Origin of the sequence: Streptomyces resistomycificus, assembly GCF_001514265.1 — a bacterium.
GTDB lineage: Bacteria > Actinomycetota > Actinomycetes > Streptomycetales > Streptomycetaceae > Streptomyces > Streptomyces resistomycificus.
This window is the reverse complement of record NZ_KQ948989.1, coordinates 483813-501204: the sequence shown is the minus strand read 5'-3', so window position 1 is coordinate 501204 and position 17392 is coordinate 483813. Positions and strand designations below refer to the sequence as shown.

The following is a 17392-nucleotide window of genomic DNA, read 5'->3' as shown; positions in this document are numbered from 1 at the left end:
GAGCCAGGACCGCGCTAGGACCGGCGGCGGGGCTTGCCGCGCCGGGCGCCCTTGGTGCCGGCGGCGCCACCGGCCCCGCCGCGGGAACCCTTGCCGGCCGCCCGGCCCGGCGCCGGCTTGCGGGCTCCGCTCTTGTCGGTGCGCTTGCGTTCGGGGCGGGCCTCGGCCTCCGGCCTGGCCCGGCCCCGGGTGCTGTTGACCGTCCGGCCCCGGACGATCCCGATGAAGTCCTCGACCAGGTCGGTCGTCGCGTCCTCGGGCCAGGCCAGGGCGACGTCCGACTGCGGCGCGTCCACGAGCGGCCGGTAGGTGAGGTCCTTGCGGTGGTGCAGGCGGGCCAGCGACTGGGGGACGGCCAGCAGGCCGATGTTCGCCGCCACGAGTTCGATCGCGTCCGCGGTGGTGGCGGGGCGTTCGAAGGCGGGCTCGCCGGGCGGCCGCTCCCAGTCGAGGACGTCGTCGAGCGGGTGCAGTACGACCTCGTCGGCGAGGTCCTCGGCGGACACCTCGTCGGCGGCGGTGACGACATGGTCCTTGGGGACCACGACGACGGTGGTCTCGGTGTAGAGAGGGATCGCGCTGAAGACCGTACGGTCGACCGGGAGCCGTACGAGCGCCGCGTCGGCCTCGCCCGCGCGCAGCACGTCGGACACCTCGGCGGCCGACACGGCGACGAGCTCCAGGGGGACGTCCGGCAGGCGTTCCTGCCAGGTCCGCACCCACTTGCCGGGGGTCACTCCCGGGACGTACGCGAGCCGGAACGAAGGGGATGCCGCAGAGCCTGTCACCTGGCCAGGCTACCCGCCGTGGTCGGAGGCCCCGTGCGCGGTCGATAGTCTTGACACCATGAAGTCGCACCAGAGCACCCAGACGATGAAGCCCGCGACCGCGGCGAAGAAGCTGGGTGTGTACCTCCCGGCCACCCCTCAGGACTTCCAGGACGGGGTCGTCACACGCTCCGAGCTGAACGAGTTCCAGGCGAACCCGCCCGCGTGGCTGCAGGAGCTGCGGAGCAACGGCCCGCACCCGCGTCCCGTCGTCGCGGCGAAGCTCGGTGTGTCCATCGCCGGACTGGCACGCGGCGGGGTCACGGAGGCGCTCACCACCGAGCAGATCGAGGCGATCAAGCAGGACCGGCCCGAGTGGCTGGAGAAGGAGCGCGCCACCCAGGCCGAGGTGCGCAAGGAAGCGGTGCGCCTCAAGGAGAAGAACGCCGAGCGCGACGCGCGTTCCTGACGCCGCTCCGCACACGGGTCGCGGAGGTTCCAGCTCGAACACCGGTCGAAAACTCCGGTGCGGTGGTGTGTGCCGTTCTGCGACCATCCCGGCATGGTCCTCAGCTTGGAATCGCTGGTCGTACGGCACACTCACCGCATCCCCGCCCCCACGGGTCCCGCCGGGGCGGGCGACGTCGCGGCGCGGCAGTTCGACGCCGCGCTGATGTCGGCCGGCTTCAAGTTGTCGGCGCAGCTGCTGGAGCACCTGTCGGAGCTGTCCGAGGCCGCGGTCGTCGACACCGCCGTACGCACGCTGCGCACGGTCCGCGAGCTGGTCGGCGACCACGTCGAGCACAACGTCTACTTCGTGGACTTCCCGGCCAACGTGCCGGACACCTTCGACTTCTGGATGCGCTGCGTCGCCGAGGCCCTCGACGACAGCGGGTCGCGCGCCGGCGTGCTCGAACAGCTCCGCAAGGGTGTCGTCGACCTGCTCACCCTGCCCTCGTACGGCCGCTACCAGCACACCTACGCCGAGATGCTCACCTCCCACGACGAGCTGCTGGCCGCGGCGGGCGACCGGATGACGGTGCTCCACCTCGGCGGTGCCCTCGACGACGAGGTCACCGGCCTGTACCTGGCCCTGGCGGGCAGCGCGACGCCGCTCGGTGAGGAGGGCCTGCGCGATCTGAAGGCGCTCGCCGAGCACTGCGCGAGCGGCCCTCAGCCGGAGACGATCGCCGTCCGCGAGAACCGTGCCGTCGTCAACGAGGCCCGGTTGCGGGTGGGTGCGGAGCTGCTGCTGGACACCGTGACCGACGTGCTGCGTCTGGCGTGCGCGCTGTCGGGCGGCGATGTGACCCTCCAGGAGCCGACGCGCTTCCGTGCGCTGCCCCGGCCGACGCGTCGTGCCCTGCTCGCCGGGCTGGACGCCGTCGTGGCCGCGGCGCCGGCGAAGCTCGCCGACGTGCACGCGCACCGCGAGCAGTTCAAGCGCCTCGGTGAGCGGCTGCACCCCCACGAGTACCCGCGCTGGCCGCGGGCGGCCGAGGTGTTCGCCGTCGCCCGTGGTGAGCGGCAGGCGCGGTCCTTCGACAGCCGGGTCGAGGAACTGCTCTGCGCGGGCGACGTGCTCGCGGCGGCCGGGCTGCTGCGGTCCGCTCCCGGCAAGCTCTTCCGGGCGCTGGACCGGCTGCTGCGCTCGGCCGTCACGGAGGCCGAGCGGGAGGCCGTCGTGGCCGCCGTCGAGGAGGCTGCCCCCGCGGTCGCCGGGCGGGTCGTGCTGTCGGTGCGCGAGCACCTGGACAACCGCGCCGACGAGTCGGGCGACCGACGGGTCTTCATCAACCGGCTCGGCCGTGCCTGGGTCACCGACGAGCGGCGTCCGCCCCTGCCCAAGGCGCACCGGCGGCGGCTGGTTGCCCTGCTGGACGCGGAGATCCGCCGCCGGCTCCCCGCTCCGGGACGGCTGCTGGTCGACCCCGACGTGCTCGACGTGGCGCTTCCGCTCAGCGGGAAGGCGACCGCGGCGGGCCTCGGCGTACTGCCGCGCGGTTCGGTGTCCCCGGTCGACGGTGAGCTGCTGCGGTTCTTCGTGTACTGGAAGCAGCGCGAGCGCTCGACCGACTACGACCTGTCGGCGCTGATGCTGGGCGCCGACTACGAGACGGTGTCCTGGCTGTCGTACACGAACCTGTCCGCGGTGGACGGTGAGCACTCCGGCGACATCGTCGACGCGCCCGAGGGGGCCTCGGAGTTCATCAACCTGCGGCTCGGTGCGGTGCGGGGCACGTTCGTCGTGCCGCAGGTCAACCTGTTCGCGGGTGAGGGGTTCGAGGAGGTCGAGGAGTCGTTCTTCGGCTTCATGCTGCGTGACGGCGATCAGCAGGGCCGGCCTTTCGAGGCGCGTACGGTGCGGATGAAGTCGGATCTCCGGGGTCCGGGCCGGGTGGCGCTGCCGCTGGCGTTCGTACGGGGCGAGGACGGCCGGTGGCGTGCCAAGTGGCTGCACCTGTACCTGAAGGGCACCCCGACGTCGAACCAGGTCGAGGGCAACCGGGTCTCGGTCGCCACCCTGCTGCGCGGGATCGTCGAGCGTGAGCAGCTGACGGTGCGGTACCTGACGGAGCTGATGGCCGAGGGTGCCGGCGGCACGACGGTGTGGGACGGGGTGTCCGTGCCCGACCACCCCGTGACCTACGTCGGCCTGGAGCGCCCCGAGGGGCTGCATCCGGACTCCCGGATCGTCACGCTCGAAAATCTGTGCGACCTGATCCCGGACTGACTGCTACCTTTGATCACGGCGAGGCCATGAAGGGGCTTCCTTCTCACCCACTCCTTGAATCTAGTCCCTTCGCTTTCCTCGCCCTCGACGTCACGCCGCAGGGCGTTGTTCGTACGGCGGCCCGGCACGCGGATCAGCGTGCCGGGCCGTTCGTGCCTCCGGTGCACTCCGCCGCGGTCCCGTCGGTCTTCGGCACCCCACAGCACGTTGCCGCTCCACAGGTCGCCGTGGAGCCGGGCCGGCCACTCGGCGCGTGCCGTCCGTGGCTGCCGGCCACTCGGCGCGTGCCGTCCGCGGCTGCCGCTCCCTCTCGGTGCCGCCTGCATCCGACCGTCTCGTTTCAGCGGTAGAGGAGGTAGGGCCCGCAGCCAGCAGGCCTGTGCGTGAAGGGAACGCATGATGAGGAAATCCCGTACGACCGCCGTGATCGCCGCCTGTGTCGGAGTCGGTGCTCTGAGCCTTGGTTCTGCCGTTCCGGCCGGCGCGGCACAGGCCGACGACCCAGTGATGCTCTCCGTCTTCCACGCGGTTCCCGGTCTGACGGTGGACGTCTACGCGAACGGCGACGAGCTCCTGCCGGACTTCGAGCCCGGCACTCTCACCGACCCGCAGGAGCTGCCGGCCGGCTCCTACGACCTGAAGGTCTTCAAGGCCGGTGCCGACCCCAGGACGGCAGACCCCGCGATCCAGAAGACGGTCGCGGTACCCGCCGGGGCCAACGCCACGGTCGTGGCCCACCTTTCGGCCGACGGCAAGCCTCAGCTCGACGCCTTCGTCAACGACACCTCCGCTGTCGCAGCGGGCAAGTCGCGCCTCACGGTGCGACACGTCGCCGCCGCCCCGGCCGTGGACGTCCGCGCCAACGGCACGGCGGTGTTCAAGGAACTGGTGAACCCGAAGGAGGACACCACCGAGGTCGAGGCGGGCACCGTCTCCGCCGACGTGGTCCTCGCCGGCACCGACACCGTCGCCATCGGCCCCGCTGAACTGAACCTCGAGGAGGGCACGAACAACATCGTCTATGCCTGGGGCAGCGCCGACGACAAGAACCTGGCGCTGAAGGTCCAGACGATCAGTGGCATGCACTCGCCGCCCCGCGGAGTGGACGCGGGCGGAGACGGTGCCATGGCCTCGGCGAACTCCTCCGACGCGTGGATGGCCTGGGCAGCGGGCGCAGGGGTGCTCGCCCTGGCCGGAGCACTCGCCATCAGGTCCCGGGCACGGCGGGATGCCTGACCGTCCACACCAGCGTGCGCGGTGGTGGACGGGAGCGGCAGGCTCTCTCTGGTCCGCTGTCGCCGCCGGCTCGGCCGCGGCCGTCGTCACCGCCCTGCTCCTGTTCCCCTCCGGTGGTCCGGGGCCGCCGGCCGGTTTCGGGCCGGCGCCCGACACCGGCCGCGGTACGGGGACAGCCGCGCGCCCTTCTGCCCGGACGGCAACGCCGCCCGGGCAGAACCTCGCGCCCTCCCCACAAGCCACTCACCAGAGCAGCACCACCAGGGCCCACGGTGCTCCACCGGTTCGCGTCATCATCCCGAGAGCCGACCTGTCCGCCCGCGTCGTTCCCGTCGGCGTGCGGGACGACGGCCGGACCGACGTACCGGCCGACCCCGCCCAGGCAGGCTGGTACCGCTTCGGGCCGGCGCCGGGCGACGCCGCCGGCTCGGCCGTCCTCGTCGGACACGTCGATTCACGCACGGGGGAACTCGGCGAGCTCGCAGCGCTCTACGACGTACGCGCCGGCGACCGCGTCGGCGTCCGGCGAGGAGACGGCACGACCATCGCCTACGAGGTCGTCGCCCGTCGCACCGTCACGAAGGACCGGCTGCCCGCCGACGTCTTCCGGCGTGAGGGTGACCCCGTTCTCACCCTCATCACCTGCGCGCCTCCCTACGATCCCGGCCGAGGCGGCTATCAGAGCAACCTCATCGTGACAGCGGTCCGCTCAGCGTCCTGAACGCCCTCTCGCAGCGGCCTGAACGCCTTCTCCCAGCGGCCTGAGCGCCTTCTCTCCCTCCAGCGGCACCGGTCAGGTGCCGCTCGTCGCGTCGGCGGACGCCCATGGTCGTCGCTCCACACCGTGTGACGCTGGTGAAACATTTCAGCCATGTATTGACATGTGAATGAACCATTCGTAGCTTGGGCGATCATTTAGATTCGTGAAACGAGTTCACGGATATGAACGGAGAGCTCCATGGGCGATCGCCGACGAAGTCGCCGCCTGGCTGCCGCGCTGACTGCCGCGGGATTGACGTTCGGAACGGCCGCCTGTGGGTCCGGCTCCGACAGCGCAGGTTCCGGCGACCCGAACACTCTGGAGGTCTGGACCCGGAGCAACCCGGACTCCGCCGCCACCTACGACCGTGTCTTCGCCGCCTTCACCAAGAAGACCGGCATCAAGATCGACTATCAGCCGGTCATCAACTTCGACCAGCAGCTCCAGAGCCGGGCGTCCACCAAGGACCTGCCGGACGTCATGATCAACGACACGGCGCTGATGGGCAGTTACCAGAGCCAGGGGCTTCTCAAGCCGATCGACCCCGACTCGATCGCGGGCCACGCCCAGATCACCGCCAAGAGCTGGGCCTCCACCGTGGGCATCGACGGCCGGCACTACGGCATCCCGTACTCCCGCCAGGCCCAGACCTTGATGATCCGCAAGGACTGGCTGCACAAGCTCGGCCTGCCGGCCCCCAGGACCTGGGCGGACATGCTGAAGGTCGCCACCGCGTTCGCCACCGAGGACCCCGACGGCAACGGCAAGGCCGACACCTACGGCATGGTCGCCCCCGGCAGCGCCCAGAACGGCTACGTCGCCTGGTGGGGCTCCAGCTTCCTGTGGCAGGGCGGCGCGCAGATCATCGAGAAGGACGGCGACGGCTACCGCCCCGCCATGGACTCCGCGGCCGCCCTGCGCACCGTCACCTGGATGAAGGACAACCTCTTCTGCGGCCGGAAGAACGTCCTCCAGCCCGGCGCGATCACGGCCGTCACCTCGACCGCCACCAACTTCCAGGACGGCAACGCCGGTATGTACCTCACCGGCCCGTACAACATCACCACCTTCGACGCGACGCCCGGCAAGGACAAGTACGAGGTGGTCCCCGCCCCCGCGGGCCCGGCCGGCTCCGACGTGCTGGCCGACGGCGAGAACGTCTACTTCGGCGCCAGGACCGGCAAGACGGAGCAGGAACAGGCACTGGCCGCGTTCCTCGTCTCCGCAGAGGGCCAGAAGATCGCCATGACCAGCGTCGACGGCCACCAGCCCGTCGTGCGCATTCCCACCAACGCCACGCTGGACGCGGCGAAGGTGCGCGACGACGCCCGCTGGAGCGTCGTGCAGAAGGCGTACGAGGACACCTCCCGGCAGTTCCCGAACGCTCCGGACTTCGCCCCGATCAAGCAGGACACCGCCGACAGCCTCAACGCGATCTTCACGTACTGCGGCAGCGACGTCAGCTCCAGCCTGAAGGAACTCAACGACACCCTCGCCGGTGACCTCAAGGACCAGGACCTGTTGAAATGACCGCTACCGTGACCGCGCCCGGAGCGCGCAGAATTCGGGTCTTCGGGAAGAAGGCCGTCCTGCCGTGGGTGTTCCTCGCCCCCGGCCTGCTGCTCGCCCTCGTCTTCAAGTTCGTCCCGATGGCCAAGGGCATCTGGCTGAGCTTCTTCGACGTACGGCCCTTCCTCGGCGACAAGTGGGTCGGCCTCGACAACTACACCCGCGTCCTGACCGACCACCGCTTCCAGGACGCGATCGGCCACACCCTCCTCCTCGGCATCGGCATGTCGCTGGGCGGCATCGTCGTCGGCTTCGCGCTTGCCCTGCTGCTCGAGGGTCAGGCCCGCTCACTGAAGATCGTGCGCACGGCGGTCTTCCTGCCGGTCGTCACGGCGACCGCCGTCGTCGGCGAGATGTGGCGGCTGCTCTACTACCCGACCTCCGACGGCCTGATCAACCAGGGCCTCGGCTTCCTCGGCCTCGGGCCCACGCCCTTCCTCGACAACCCGGACACCGCGCTGTGGGCCACGATGGTGATGAGCGTCTGGATGCTCGCCCCGTACAACATGGTGATCATCCTCGCCGGCCTGGCGGGCGTGGACCGAACCCTGTACGAGGCCGCCGCGATGGACGGCGTCTCCCTGTGGCAGCGCCTGCGCCACGTGACGCTGCCCGCGATCCGTCCCGCGCTCGGCATCGTCCTCACCCTCGCCGCGATCCGCGGACTGCGCGTGTTCACCGAGGTGTACGTCCTCACCGGCGGCGGCCCGGCCGGCTCCACCGAGGTCTGGATGACCCGCGCATACACCCTGGGCTTCACCCGCAACGACATCGGCGGCGCCTCCGCGGCCTCCGTGGTGCTGCTCTGCGTGACCCTGCTGCTGACCGTCACGGTCAACCACTTCCGCAAGAGGGGAGACGCGCGATGAGCGCACCCGCCATCGACCCGGTCCGCACACCGGTACCGAGCGCCGCCGTGCGCAAGGCCGCCGAGCCCCGGCGCGCGACTCCCGCCCGCTTCGACACCGCGCTCGGCTGGAGCGACAGGCCCTCGGCCGCCTGGGCCCTGCGGATCCTGCTCTGCGCGATCGCGCTGGGGATCTTCGCGGCGCCGTTCCTGACGATCGTCTCCGGCGCGTTCAGCACCCACGCGAGCGGCTCCTCGCTGTCCTTCCTGCCGCGCGACAGCACCATGCTGAACTTCAGGGTGGCGGGCGAGCGCGGCATCTGGGACTACTTCACCAACTCGCTGGTCATCGCCGGCGGCGCGCTGCTGCTGCAGCTCGCGGTCTCGGTGCTCGCCGCGTACGCGCTGGCCCGGCACAGGTTCTGCGGTCAGGCGCTGATCCTGACCCTGTTCATGCTCACCATGATGCTCCCCGAGGAGGTCATCGCGATCCCGCTGTCCCTGGTCCTCGGCCACGTCCCGGTGGTCGGCCTGGACCTGAAGGGCACGGCCTGGGGTGTGATCCTGCCTCTCGGAGCCTGGGGCTTCTCCGTGATGCTCCTGACCGAGTTCATGAAGGACATCCCCACCGAGATCGAGGAGGCCGCCCGCCTCGACGGCGTCGGCGAGTTCCGCATGCTGTGGCAGATCGTGCTGCCCCTGTGCAAGCCCGCCCTCGGCGTGGCCGGCGTGCTGGGCTTCGTCATGATCTGGGACCAGTACCTGCTGCCCCTGATCGCCGCCAAGGACCCCACCGACTACACGGTCACCGTCGCCCTGTCCATCCTGCGCACCGACCCCGAGGTCGGCTCCGGGGTGGTACTCGCCGGTGCGCTCATCGCCCTGGTCCCCAGCCTGATCGTCTACCTGCTCCTCCAGCGCTCGCTGGTCACCGGCATCGCCGCCGGTGCCACGAAGGGCTGATCCCCCCGCGCAAGTGCTGCCCCCACACCCGTAGTTACGAGGGAGACATGAAGTTCCAAGGAGTGCTGTTCTTCCCGGTCACGCCGTTCGCCGCGGACGGCTCGCTGGACGAGGAACGGCTCGCCCGGCACATCGAGGCCGGAGTCACGGCCGGAGCGGGCGGCGTGTTCGTCGCCTGCGGCACCGGTGAGTTCCACGCGCTGACGCCCGACGAGATCGAGCGGGCCACCCGGGTCGCGGTCGCGACGACCGGGGGACGGGTGCCCGTCCTGGCGGCCGCGGGCGGCCCGACGCCGGTCGCCGCGGACCAGGCCGCCCGCGTCGAACGCGCGGGCGCCGACGGCATCCTGCTGCTGCCGCCGTACCTGGTGACCGCGCCCCAGCGGGGTCTGGTGCGGTACGTCCGCGAGGTCACCGCCTCGACGTCCCTGCCCGTGGTCTTCTACCAGCGCGGCACCGCCCGGCTCACCGCGGCGACGGCCGCCGAGATCGCCGCCCTGCCCGGGGTGGTCGGCCTCAAGGACGGCCTCGGGGACATCGAGCGGATGCACCGCATCGTGCGTGCCGTGCGGATGGTGCCGGGCGGGGAGGACTTCCAGTTCTTCAACGGCCTGCCCACCGCCGAGATGACCGCCCCCGCCTACCAGGGCATCGGCGTCGACCTGTACTCCTCCGCCGTGTTCGCCTTCGCCCCGGAGATCGCCCTGGCCTTCCACCGTGCCCTCACCGAGGGCGACGAGACGCTGGTCAACACGCTCCTCGACGAGTTCTACGCCCCGCTCGTGGAGCTGCGCGACGAGGTTCCCGGCTACGCCGTGGCGCTCGTCAAGGCCGGGGTGACGATCCGCGGTCTGGACGTCGGCGGCGTCCGGGCGCCCCTGCTCGACGCCACGCCCGAGCACGTCGCGCGGCTCGCGAAACTCATCGACCACGGCCTGGAGGTGATCGGCGCGTGAGCACCTCGGGCGACACCAGGATCCGTGAACTCGTCGTCACTCCGATCGCGTTCCGCGACCCGCCGCTGCTCAACTCCAACGGGGTCCACGAACCCCTGGCACTGCGCGTGATCCTCCAACTCGTCCTGGAGGACGGCACGGTGGGCCTCGGCGAGTCGCCGGGCGGTACGGCCCGTCTGGAGCGGCTCAAGGCGGCGGCCAAGGTCGTCGTCGGCATGGACGTCTTCGACACGACCGCCCTCTCGGCCGCGATCGACGCCGCCCTGCTGCCGACCGTGCCCAGCTCCCACGAGCGCGGGTGGACGACCTCGGCGGTGGAGGTGGCCTGCCTGGACGCGCAGGGCAGGCTGCTCGGCCGCCCGGTCGTCGATCTGCTCGGCGGTGCGGTCCGCGACCACGTGCCCTTCGCGGCGTACCTCTTCTACAAGTGGGGCGAGCACCCGGCGCTCGACGGCCGCGCGGCCGTCGGCGACGACTGGGGTGAGGCGCTGGACCCCGCCGGGATCGTCGAGCAGGCCCGGCTGATGCGGCAGCGCTACGGCTTCCGCTCGTTCAAGCTCAAGGGCGGGGTCTTCCCACCCGACGAGGAGATCGCCGCGATCAGGGCGCTGGCGGAGGCGTTCCCCGGGGAGCCGTTGCGACTGGACCCGAACACCGCCTGGACGGTGGAGACCTCGCGGTACGTCGCCCGCGAACTGGACGGCGTACTGGAGTACCTGGAGGACCCGACCAAGGGCATTCCGGGTATGGCCGAGGTCGCGAAGAACTCGCCCCTGCCACTGGCGACGAACATGTGCGTGATCGCCTGGGAACACCTGAGGCCGGCGGTCGAGCAGGACGCGATCCAGGTCCTGCTCACCGACCACCACTACTGGGGCGGCCTGCGCCGGACTCGCGAACTGGCCGCCGTCTGCGAGGCGTTCGGGCTCGCCCTGTCCATGCACTCCAACTCCCACCTGGGCATCTCTCTCGCCGCGATGACCCACGTGGCCGCCGCCATCCCGAATCTCGACCACTCCTGCGACACGCACTACCCGTGGAACTCGGCCGACGACGTGATCGTGCCGGGTGTATTGGAACTGCGCGACGGTGCCGTCGCGGTGCCGAGCGGTCCCGGCCTCGGGGTGGAACTCGACCACGACGCCCTGGGCCGGCTGCACCGGCTGTACGTGGACTCCGGGATGCGGACGAGGGACGACACGGGGTACATGCGGCGGATCCAGCCGGACTACGAACTCAGGCTGCCGCGCTGGTGACCGGGTTCGGGCAGCGGCTGCCGCTCTCCTGAGCGGAGGGGTCGGTGGCACGTCGGCGGGCGTGCCACCGACCCCGCAGGGGTCACCCGCCGGCAGCAGCGCTGTCGCCGCGGCACGTCACTCGCTGTGGAGTACCTGCGCGACCGTCAGCCGCGCCGCCCTGCGCGCCGGGACGTACGCACCGAGGACGGCGATCCCGACACCCGCCGGCGCCAGGGCCAGCAGCGTGCCCGCGTGCCAGACGTCCGTCATGAACGAGGGCAGCGTGATGTCCACGGCATCCGCCATCCGCGGCACCACCAGGTGGTGACCCGCGATACCGAGCGGGACACCGACCAGGGTGCCGAGGGCGCCGAGCACCGCCATCGAGGTCACCGTCATCGCCGTGACCTGTCGTGGCGTCATGCCGATTGACTTGAGCATGCCCAGGTCGCGGCGGCGGTCGCGGGTGTTGAGGACGGCGGTGTTGAAGACGCCGAGGGAGGCGACCACGGCGAGCATCAGGGTGAGCACCGCGGCCGAGCCGATGATGGTCTGGGTGGTGGCGTTGGCTCCGACCGGGTCCGGGCTGACCCCGGGGTCGGCGGCCCGCGCCGCGCGGGCATAGGCGGTCGGATCGGCTCCGTCGCGCAGCTTGACGTGGTAGGCGATGGGCTTCTCCCCGGGCACCAGGGCGGTCAGCGTCGACTGGTGGGTGACCACGAGACGGCGGTCGTTGTGCATGAACTCGCCGACGATCACCAGCGACTCGTGCCGGTCGCCCTTCTCCAGGCGGAAGCGGTCGCCGACCCGCAGGTCGTTCTGCCGCAGGAAGGCGGAGCCCGCGACGACCTCGCCGGGCCGGTGCAGCCACCGCCCGTCGGTCAGCACACTGTCCAACCGCGGCCGGTCGCCCCGACGGCCTTCGAGCATCACCGGCTGCGCGGAGCCGGCCATGCGCACCTCGACGTCCGACCTCGCCGTGACCTCCTCGGCTCCGGGCAGGTCCCCCAGCAGCGAATGGAGCGCGAGGTCGTCGTGCGTCGGCCTGATCTCCTTGCCGTCCTTGTACTTGCCCACGTACACCGTGACTTGGTACGAGTCCCGGCCCGCCTCACCGAACCGGGTCATCGTCGTGGCCAGACCGGTCGCGAACGTCACCGTGGTCACCCCGAGGATGACGGCGGCGAGCGTGAGGGCGCTGCGGCCGGGACGGGCGAACGGCAGACCGACTCCGAGGCTCACCGAGCGCGGCAGCCGGCTGCCGGCCAGCCGCCGCTGGACACCCAGGGCGCGCCCGGCGCGCGGGGCGCTGCCCGCGCTGATCGCCCGGGCCGCGGACAGCCGGTGGGCACGCGCCGCCGGGGCGAGGGCGGCGAGCAGACACACGCCGGGCATGCCGAGCAGGGCGAGGACGTTCACCCACACCGCGATGCCCACGTTGCCGTGGAACACCCCGGCATCGGGCCCCGTGAAGACGAGCTCGAAGAAGGGGCGCGCCAGCAGGTTGCCGGTGACGGTACCCAGGACGCACCCGGCGACCGCGGGGACGGAGATCATCGTGAGGTACACGGCGACCACCTGCCCCGGCGTGAAGCCCAGGGCCTTCAGAATGCCGATGTGCCGGAAACCGGAGATGACCGCGCCGCTGACCACGTTGGCGACGATCAGCACCGCGACCACGATGCCGAGGACGCCGAAGGCCATCAGGTAGGGCGTGTACGCCTTGGCCGAGCTGCCGATCCGGTCCTTGAGGGTGAGGTACGACTGCGAGGCCGTCAGCGCGTTGGGCGCCAGCGACTCGGTGACGTCGGCCAGGCTCGCCTGGAGCCCGTCCTTCGACGCCGCGTCGGTGAAGCGGAAGAGCATCTGCGTGGCCGTGGGGTGCAGGGCGTCCATCTGCTCGGGGGCCACCCAGCCGTGCGCGCTGCGGCTCAGGTCGAAGGCGAATCCGACGACGGTGAGGTCCGGGCCCGACGGCACCTCGAGTTTCTTGCCGAGGTCGTCGGCGGTCCAGTCCGGCTGCCGGTTCAGGACGACCTCACCGGGCCGGGTCGCCCAGCGCCCCGCCCACACGTCGAGCCGGTCCACCGGCGCGGCGGGGTCGGCACGTCCGACGATGGTGAGGTCGCTTCCGAGGCCGAAGTCCATGGTCCCGCGCGGGAGTTCGATCACGGCCTGGGCGAAGGGCCCCGCGGCCGCCTCCACCCCGGGCTGCCGGGCCGCCCGCGCCAGCTCCGCGTCTAAGACCGCGGCGGGATCGAAGGCGGCGACGACATGCGGGCCGCGCTGCTTTTCGAAGGCCTTGTCGAAGGGGGCGGTGGCCGCGTCGAGCAGGCCGAGCGCCACCACGATCGCCGTCGTCGAGGTCAGCGTGACCAGCGCGATGACGAGGGTCTGGAGTCTGCGCCGCCGAACCGCCGCGCGGGCCGTGCGCCACACCGCCCTCATGCGGACGGCTCCAGGGTGTGCTCGCCCTTCACCCTGCCGTCGGCGAACTCGACCAGCCGGCTGGCACAGCGTTTGGCGAGGCGCTCGTCGTGGGTCACCAGGATCAGGGTCTGGCCGATCTGGTTGAGGTCGAGCAGCAGGTCCATCACCTGCTCGCCGGAGCGGCTGTCGAGGGCGCCGGTCGGCTCGTCCGCCAGCAGCAGGGCCGGGCGGTTCATCAACGCCCGGGCGACGGCGACGCGTTGCCGCTCGCCGCCGCTGAGCGCCGCCGGGTAGGCGTTGCGGCGGTCGGCGACACCGAGCTCGTCGAAGAGTTCGAGCGCGCGGCGGCGGGCCTGGCGCGCCGGGGTGCCGGTCAACTGCGCGGCGAGGGCCACGTTGTCGAGCGCCGACAGGTCGTCGACCAGGTTGAAGAACTGGAAGATCATGCCGATGCGCCGGCGCCGGTACAGGGCGAGGCCCTTCTCGTTCAACTCCCCCACGTTCTCGCCGTGTACGACGACCGTCCCGCCCGTCGGCCGGTCCAGTCCCGCAATCATGTTGAGGAAGGTGGACTTGCCGCACCCCGAGGGCCCCATCACCGCGACCGCCTCCCCCGCCCGGATCTCCAGCGACACCCCGTTCAGCGCGGTCGTCTCGCCGTACTCCTTGCGCACACCGTCGAGCCGTACGACGGCCTCTCCCCTGCTCTCCTCTGTGATCATGCGGGAAACGCTACGGAGGGGACGAGGGCCTGAACATCCCTCCAGGGATGGCAGCTTGGCCCCTCTCATCCCGGAGATGCAGTCACGCTGGATCCACAGGCTGATGCGGATCCTGTGCCGGTCTGCCAAGGTGAACGTCGTGTGGGACGGGGAGACGAACGCGCTGATGACGGCGTTGGGGGTGGCCTGTGCGGCGGCTGTCGGGCTGGCGGTGGCGCTGTGGCGTACGCGGCGCCGGTGGCAGGCGGCCGTCGGGGAACGCGGCTGGCTGCTGGAGCGGGAGCGGGAGAGCGCCACGCGGGCCGCGGTCGAGGCCGAACGCGACCGTATCGCACGGGAGTTGCACGACATCGTCAGTCACAACGTCAGCCTGATGGTGGTGCAGGCCGGCGCCGCCCGGGAGGTGCTGGGCACCATGCCGGACGAGGCCGCGGCGGCACTGCGGGCCGTGGAGGACGCCGGGCGCGGGGCGATGACCGATCTACGGCATCTGCTGGGGCTGTTGGCGCCGTCGGCGGACGGGGAGGACGAAGAGGTGGAGCACGGCCCTGCCAGGGGCGTCGATTCGGTGGAACTGGTTCCGCAACCCGGCCTGGACCGGCTCGGCGCGCTCGTCGACCGGATCTCGTTCGCGGGACTGCCCGTCGAGGTGCGGATCTCCGGGGAGCCGCGTCCGCTGCCGCAGGGCGTCGACGTGACCGCGTACCGGATAGTCCAGGAGGCGCTGACCAACGCGCTGCGGCACGGCGACGGAGGCAAGGCCGAGGTCACCGTGCGGTACGCGGACCACGCCCTGCGGGTCGAGGTGCTGAACACCGGATCGAGCGTGCTGACCGGTGCCGCGCCCGCGCGGACATCGCCCCGGCACCGGGACGGCACGGGACGCGGCCTGCTGGGTCTGCGCGAGCGGGTCGCGGTGTACGGCGGTGACCTGGACGCCCGGCGCCGGCTCGGCGGCGGCTACCGGGTCCGGGCGCGCATCCCCCTGGACCGCCCGTGACGGCGGCCGAGCGGACACCCCGCGTCCTGGTCGCCGACGACCAGACCCTCATCCGGACCGGTTTCCGGCTGATCCTCACCGCGCGCGGCATCGAGGTGGTGGGCGAGGCGGCCGACGGTGCCGAAGCGGTGGTGATGGCGCGTGAACTCGTACCGGACGTCGTGCTGATGGACATCCGCATGCCGAACATGGACGGCCTGGAGGCCACCCGCCGCATCCTGGAGCACACCCCGGGCTGCCGGGTGCTGATGCTGACCACCTTCGACCTGGACCGCTACGTGTACACCGCCCTGTCCGTCGGAGCCAGCGGCTTCCTCCTCAAGGACGTCACCCCGGAGCACCTGGCGGCGGCCGTACGGCTGGTCGACACGGGCGACGCCCTGCTGGCCCCGTCCATCACCCGGCGGCTGGTGGAACGCTTCGCGTCCGACACCGGCCGTCCGAGAGCCGTCCCCGCGGATCTCGCCGCCCTGACACCTCGCGAGCTGGAGGTCCTGACCCTGCTGGGCCGTGGCCTGTCCAACACCGAGCTCGCCGCCGAACTGACCCTGAGCGAGGCCACGGTGAAGTCCCACGTGGCCCGCATCTTCGCCAAGCTGGCCCTCCGCGACCGCGCCCAGGCCGTGGTGCTGGCGTATGAGACGGGGCTGGTGCGGCCGAGTGGGCTGCGGGATCGCTGACAGCGGCAGCCGGGCCTTCACCGACAGCCATGAAGGTCGCGGTGCGGTGGTGCTCGGCCCTCGTTCGGGTGGTGCTCGACCCTCGTTCGCTACGGACGGCACTGCCGAGTAGTGCCGGGAACGATCACAACTCGGCCATTGATATTCCCTTCCGGTGGGGGCATGCCCGACTCTGGCCGGGGGCGCGGAACACCGCGCTCACGGACGTCCAAGTGACCGGACCGAGGAGTAGGGCGTGGGCGCAGGCGGGCAGACGGTCGTCGCGGTGACCGGCGGCAGTGGTTTTGTCGGCAGTCACCTGGTGCGGCGGCTGCTGGAGCGTGGCTACGCGGTGCGCACCACCGTCCGCAGCCTCGCCCACACGGCGAAGGTGCGCCCGCTCAGGGAGATGCAGGAGGAGTTCCCCGGCCGGCTGGACCTGTTCGAGGCGGACCTGCTGCGCGAGGGCTCCTTCGACGACGCGATCCGCGGCTGCCGGGTGGTCTTCCATGTGGCGTCGCCGTTCTTCATGCCGGAGAAGATCAAGGACGGCCGACGGGACATGCTCGACCCGGCCCTGCGCGGCACCCGCAATGTCCTGGCGAGCCTGGAACGGACGCCGACCGTCAGAAGACTGGTCTTCACCTCCACCGTGGGCGCGATCTTCGGCGACTACGCCGACGTGCGGAAGATGGACGACCAGGTGCTCTCGGAGAAGTACTTCAACACCACCAGCACGGTGCAGAACAACCCCTATCACTACGCGAAGACGGTCGCGGAGCAGGCCGCGTGGGAGGCGGAGGCAGCCCAGGACCGCTGGCGCATGGTCTCCGTCAACCCCGGTCTGATCCTGGGCCCCTCGCTCGCGCCCGCGTCCGAGTCCGGCAGCCTCTTCCTGCTGGAGGAGCTGTTCAAGGGCTACTTCTTCTACGGCGCGCCGGACTTCGCCTTCACGACGGTGGACGTGCGGGAGGTGGCCGACGCCCACATCGCGGCGGCCGAGAACCCCGATGCGAGGGGGCGGTACATCGTCGCGGCGGAGACGATGACGTCGTTCCACGAGATGTCCCGCATCATCCGGGCGCACCATCCGCGCGACCTGCGGATCCCGCGCACCGAACTCCCGCACTGGCCGGTCAGGGTCCTGGGCCCCGCTTTCGGCCTGACGCAGGACTACATCCGCAAGCACCTCGGCATCCGCTTCCAGGTCGACAACAGTCGCAGCGTGCGTGAACTCGGGGTCACCTACCGCCCGATCGAGGAGACGGTGCTCGACCACTACGAGGCGTGGCGGGAGCATCGCGCACCGCGGTGACGGTCGCCGCCCACCGGAGGCCATCCGGAGGAACACGACGAAGGTCACACTTACGTATCGGGCATTTCACCCGTGAATCTTCACGTGAGCCACACAAGTTGGTTAAGTTGGCCGCCGGACCGCACGACTTTCTCCGGCGAACCCCGCCGCGTCACGCGTTCCTCGGTCGAATCACCCCTGTCTGTCCGCCAGAAAC

15 protein-coding genes are annotated in these 17392 nt (G+C 71.2%); 12 read left to right on the top strand and 3 right to left on the bottom strand.

What is annotated here, in order from left to right:
* Positions 1–14 precede the first annotated feature (14 nt).
* Entirely contained in the window at positions 15–788 is a 774-nt protein-coding gene (locus AQJ84_RS07350; protein WP_053191667.1) for a LysR family transcriptional regulator substrate-binding protein, read from the bottom strand.
* A gap of 58 nt (positions 789–846) precedes the next feature.
* On the opposite strand from AQJ84_RS07350, the gene AQJ84_RS07345 reads away from it, so the two are divergent.
* The 9 genes from AQJ84_RS07345 (at position 847) to AQJ84_RS07305 (ending at position 11088) form a co-directional block, all read left to right on the top strand.
* Entirely contained in the window at positions 847–1236 is a 390-nt protein-coding gene (locus AQJ84_RS07345) for a DUF5997 family protein (protein ID WP_030037613.1), read from the top strand.
* Between the two features lie 93 nt (positions 1237–1329).
* Complete coding sequence (locus tag AQJ84_RS07340) at positions 1330–3501, top strand: TerD family protein (RefSeq protein ID WP_030037614.1); 2172 nt, start codon at positions 1330–1332, stop codon at positions 3499–3501.
* Between the two features lie 399 nt (positions 3502–3900).
* A complete protein-coding gene (locus AQJ84_RS07335) occupies positions 3901–4737 on the top strand; it encodes a DUF4397 domain-containing protein (RefSeq protein WP_030037615.1) in 837 nt (278 codons plus the stop codon).
* Between the two features lie 337 nt (positions 4738–5074).
* Positions 5075–5458, top strand: coding sequence for a class F sortase (locus AQJ84_RS44680; protein WP_259294319.1), 384 nt, complete (start codon positions 5075–5077; stop codon positions 5456–5458).
* Between the two features lie 237 nt (positions 5459–5695).
* Positions 5696–7027 carry an ABC transporter substrate-binding protein gene (locus AQJ84_RS07325; RefSeq protein WP_030037617.1) on the top strand — a complete coding sequence of 444 codons (1332 nt, stop codon included), beginning with the start codon at positions 5696–5698 and terminating at the stop codon, positions 7025–7027.
* A complete protein-coding gene (locus AQJ84_RS07320; protein ID WP_030037618.1) occupies positions 7024–7935 on the top strand; it encodes a carbohydrate ABC transporter permease in 912 nt (303 codons plus the stop codon). The genes AQJ84_RS07325 and AQJ84_RS07320 overlap by 4 nt, the downstream gene beginning before the upstream one ends.
* Complete coding sequence (locus tag AQJ84_RS07315) at positions 7932–8876, top strand: carbohydrate ABC transporter permease (RefSeq protein WP_053191665.1); 945 nt, start codon at positions 7932–7934, stop codon at positions 8874–8876. Before AQJ84_RS07320 ends, AQJ84_RS07315 begins: the two co-directional genes overlap by 4 nt.
* 47 nt (positions 8877–8923) lie before the next feature.
* On the top strand, positions 8924–9832 hold the full coding sequence (locus AQJ84_RS07310) for a 5-dehydro-4-deoxyglucarate dehydratase (RefSeq protein WP_030037620.1): 909 nt from the start codon (positions 8924–8926) through the stop codon (positions 9830–9832).
* Complete coding sequence (locus tag AQJ84_RS07305) at positions 9829–11088, top strand: glucarate dehydratase family protein (RefSeq protein ID WP_053191663.1); 1260 nt, start codon at positions 9829–9831, stop codon at positions 11086–11088. The genes AQJ84_RS07310 and AQJ84_RS07305 overlap by 4 nt, the downstream gene beginning before the upstream one ends.
* A gap of 117 nt (positions 11089–11205) precedes the next feature.
* Here AQJ84_RS07305 and AQJ84_RS07300 read toward each other — a convergent pair whose 3' ends face one another.
* Positions 11206–13518, bottom strand: coding sequence for an ABC transporter permease (locus AQJ84_RS07300; RefSeq protein WP_053191661.1), 2313 nt, complete (start codon positions 13516–13518; stop codon positions 11206–11208).
* On the bottom strand, positions 13515–14222 hold the full coding sequence (locus AQJ84_RS07295; RefSeq protein ID WP_053191659.1) for an ABC transporter ATP-binding protein: 708 nt from the start codon (positions 14220–14222) through the stop codon (positions 13515–13517). Before AQJ84_RS07295 ends, AQJ84_RS07300 begins: the two co-directional genes overlap by 4 nt.
* Before the next feature lie 76 nt (positions 14223–14298).
* Between AQJ84_RS07295 and AQJ84_RS07290 the strand changes: the two genes are divergently transcribed.
* The 3 genes from AQJ84_RS07290 (at position 14299) to AQJ84_RS07280 (ending at position 17196) form a co-directional block, all read left to right on the top strand.
* Positions 14299–15222 (top strand): sensor histidine kinase, encoded by a 924-nt coding sequence (locus AQJ84_RS07290; protein ID WP_225889076.1) that lies wholly within the window; start codon positions 14299–14301, stop codon positions 15220–15222.
* Positions 15219–15902 (top strand): response regulator, encoded by a 684-nt coding sequence (locus AQJ84_RS07285; protein ID WP_053191657.1) that lies wholly within the window; start codon positions 15219–15221, stop codon positions 15900–15902. Before AQJ84_RS07290 ends, AQJ84_RS07285 begins: the two co-directional genes overlap by 4 nt.
* Before the next feature lie 235 nt (positions 15903–16137).
* Positions 16138–17196, top strand: a complete 1059-nt coding sequence (locus tag AQJ84_RS07280; RefSeq protein WP_030037625.1) for an NAD-dependent epimerase/dehydratase family protein — start codon at positions 16138–16140, stop codon at positions 17194–17196.
* Positions 17197–17392: the final 196 nt, after the last annotated feature.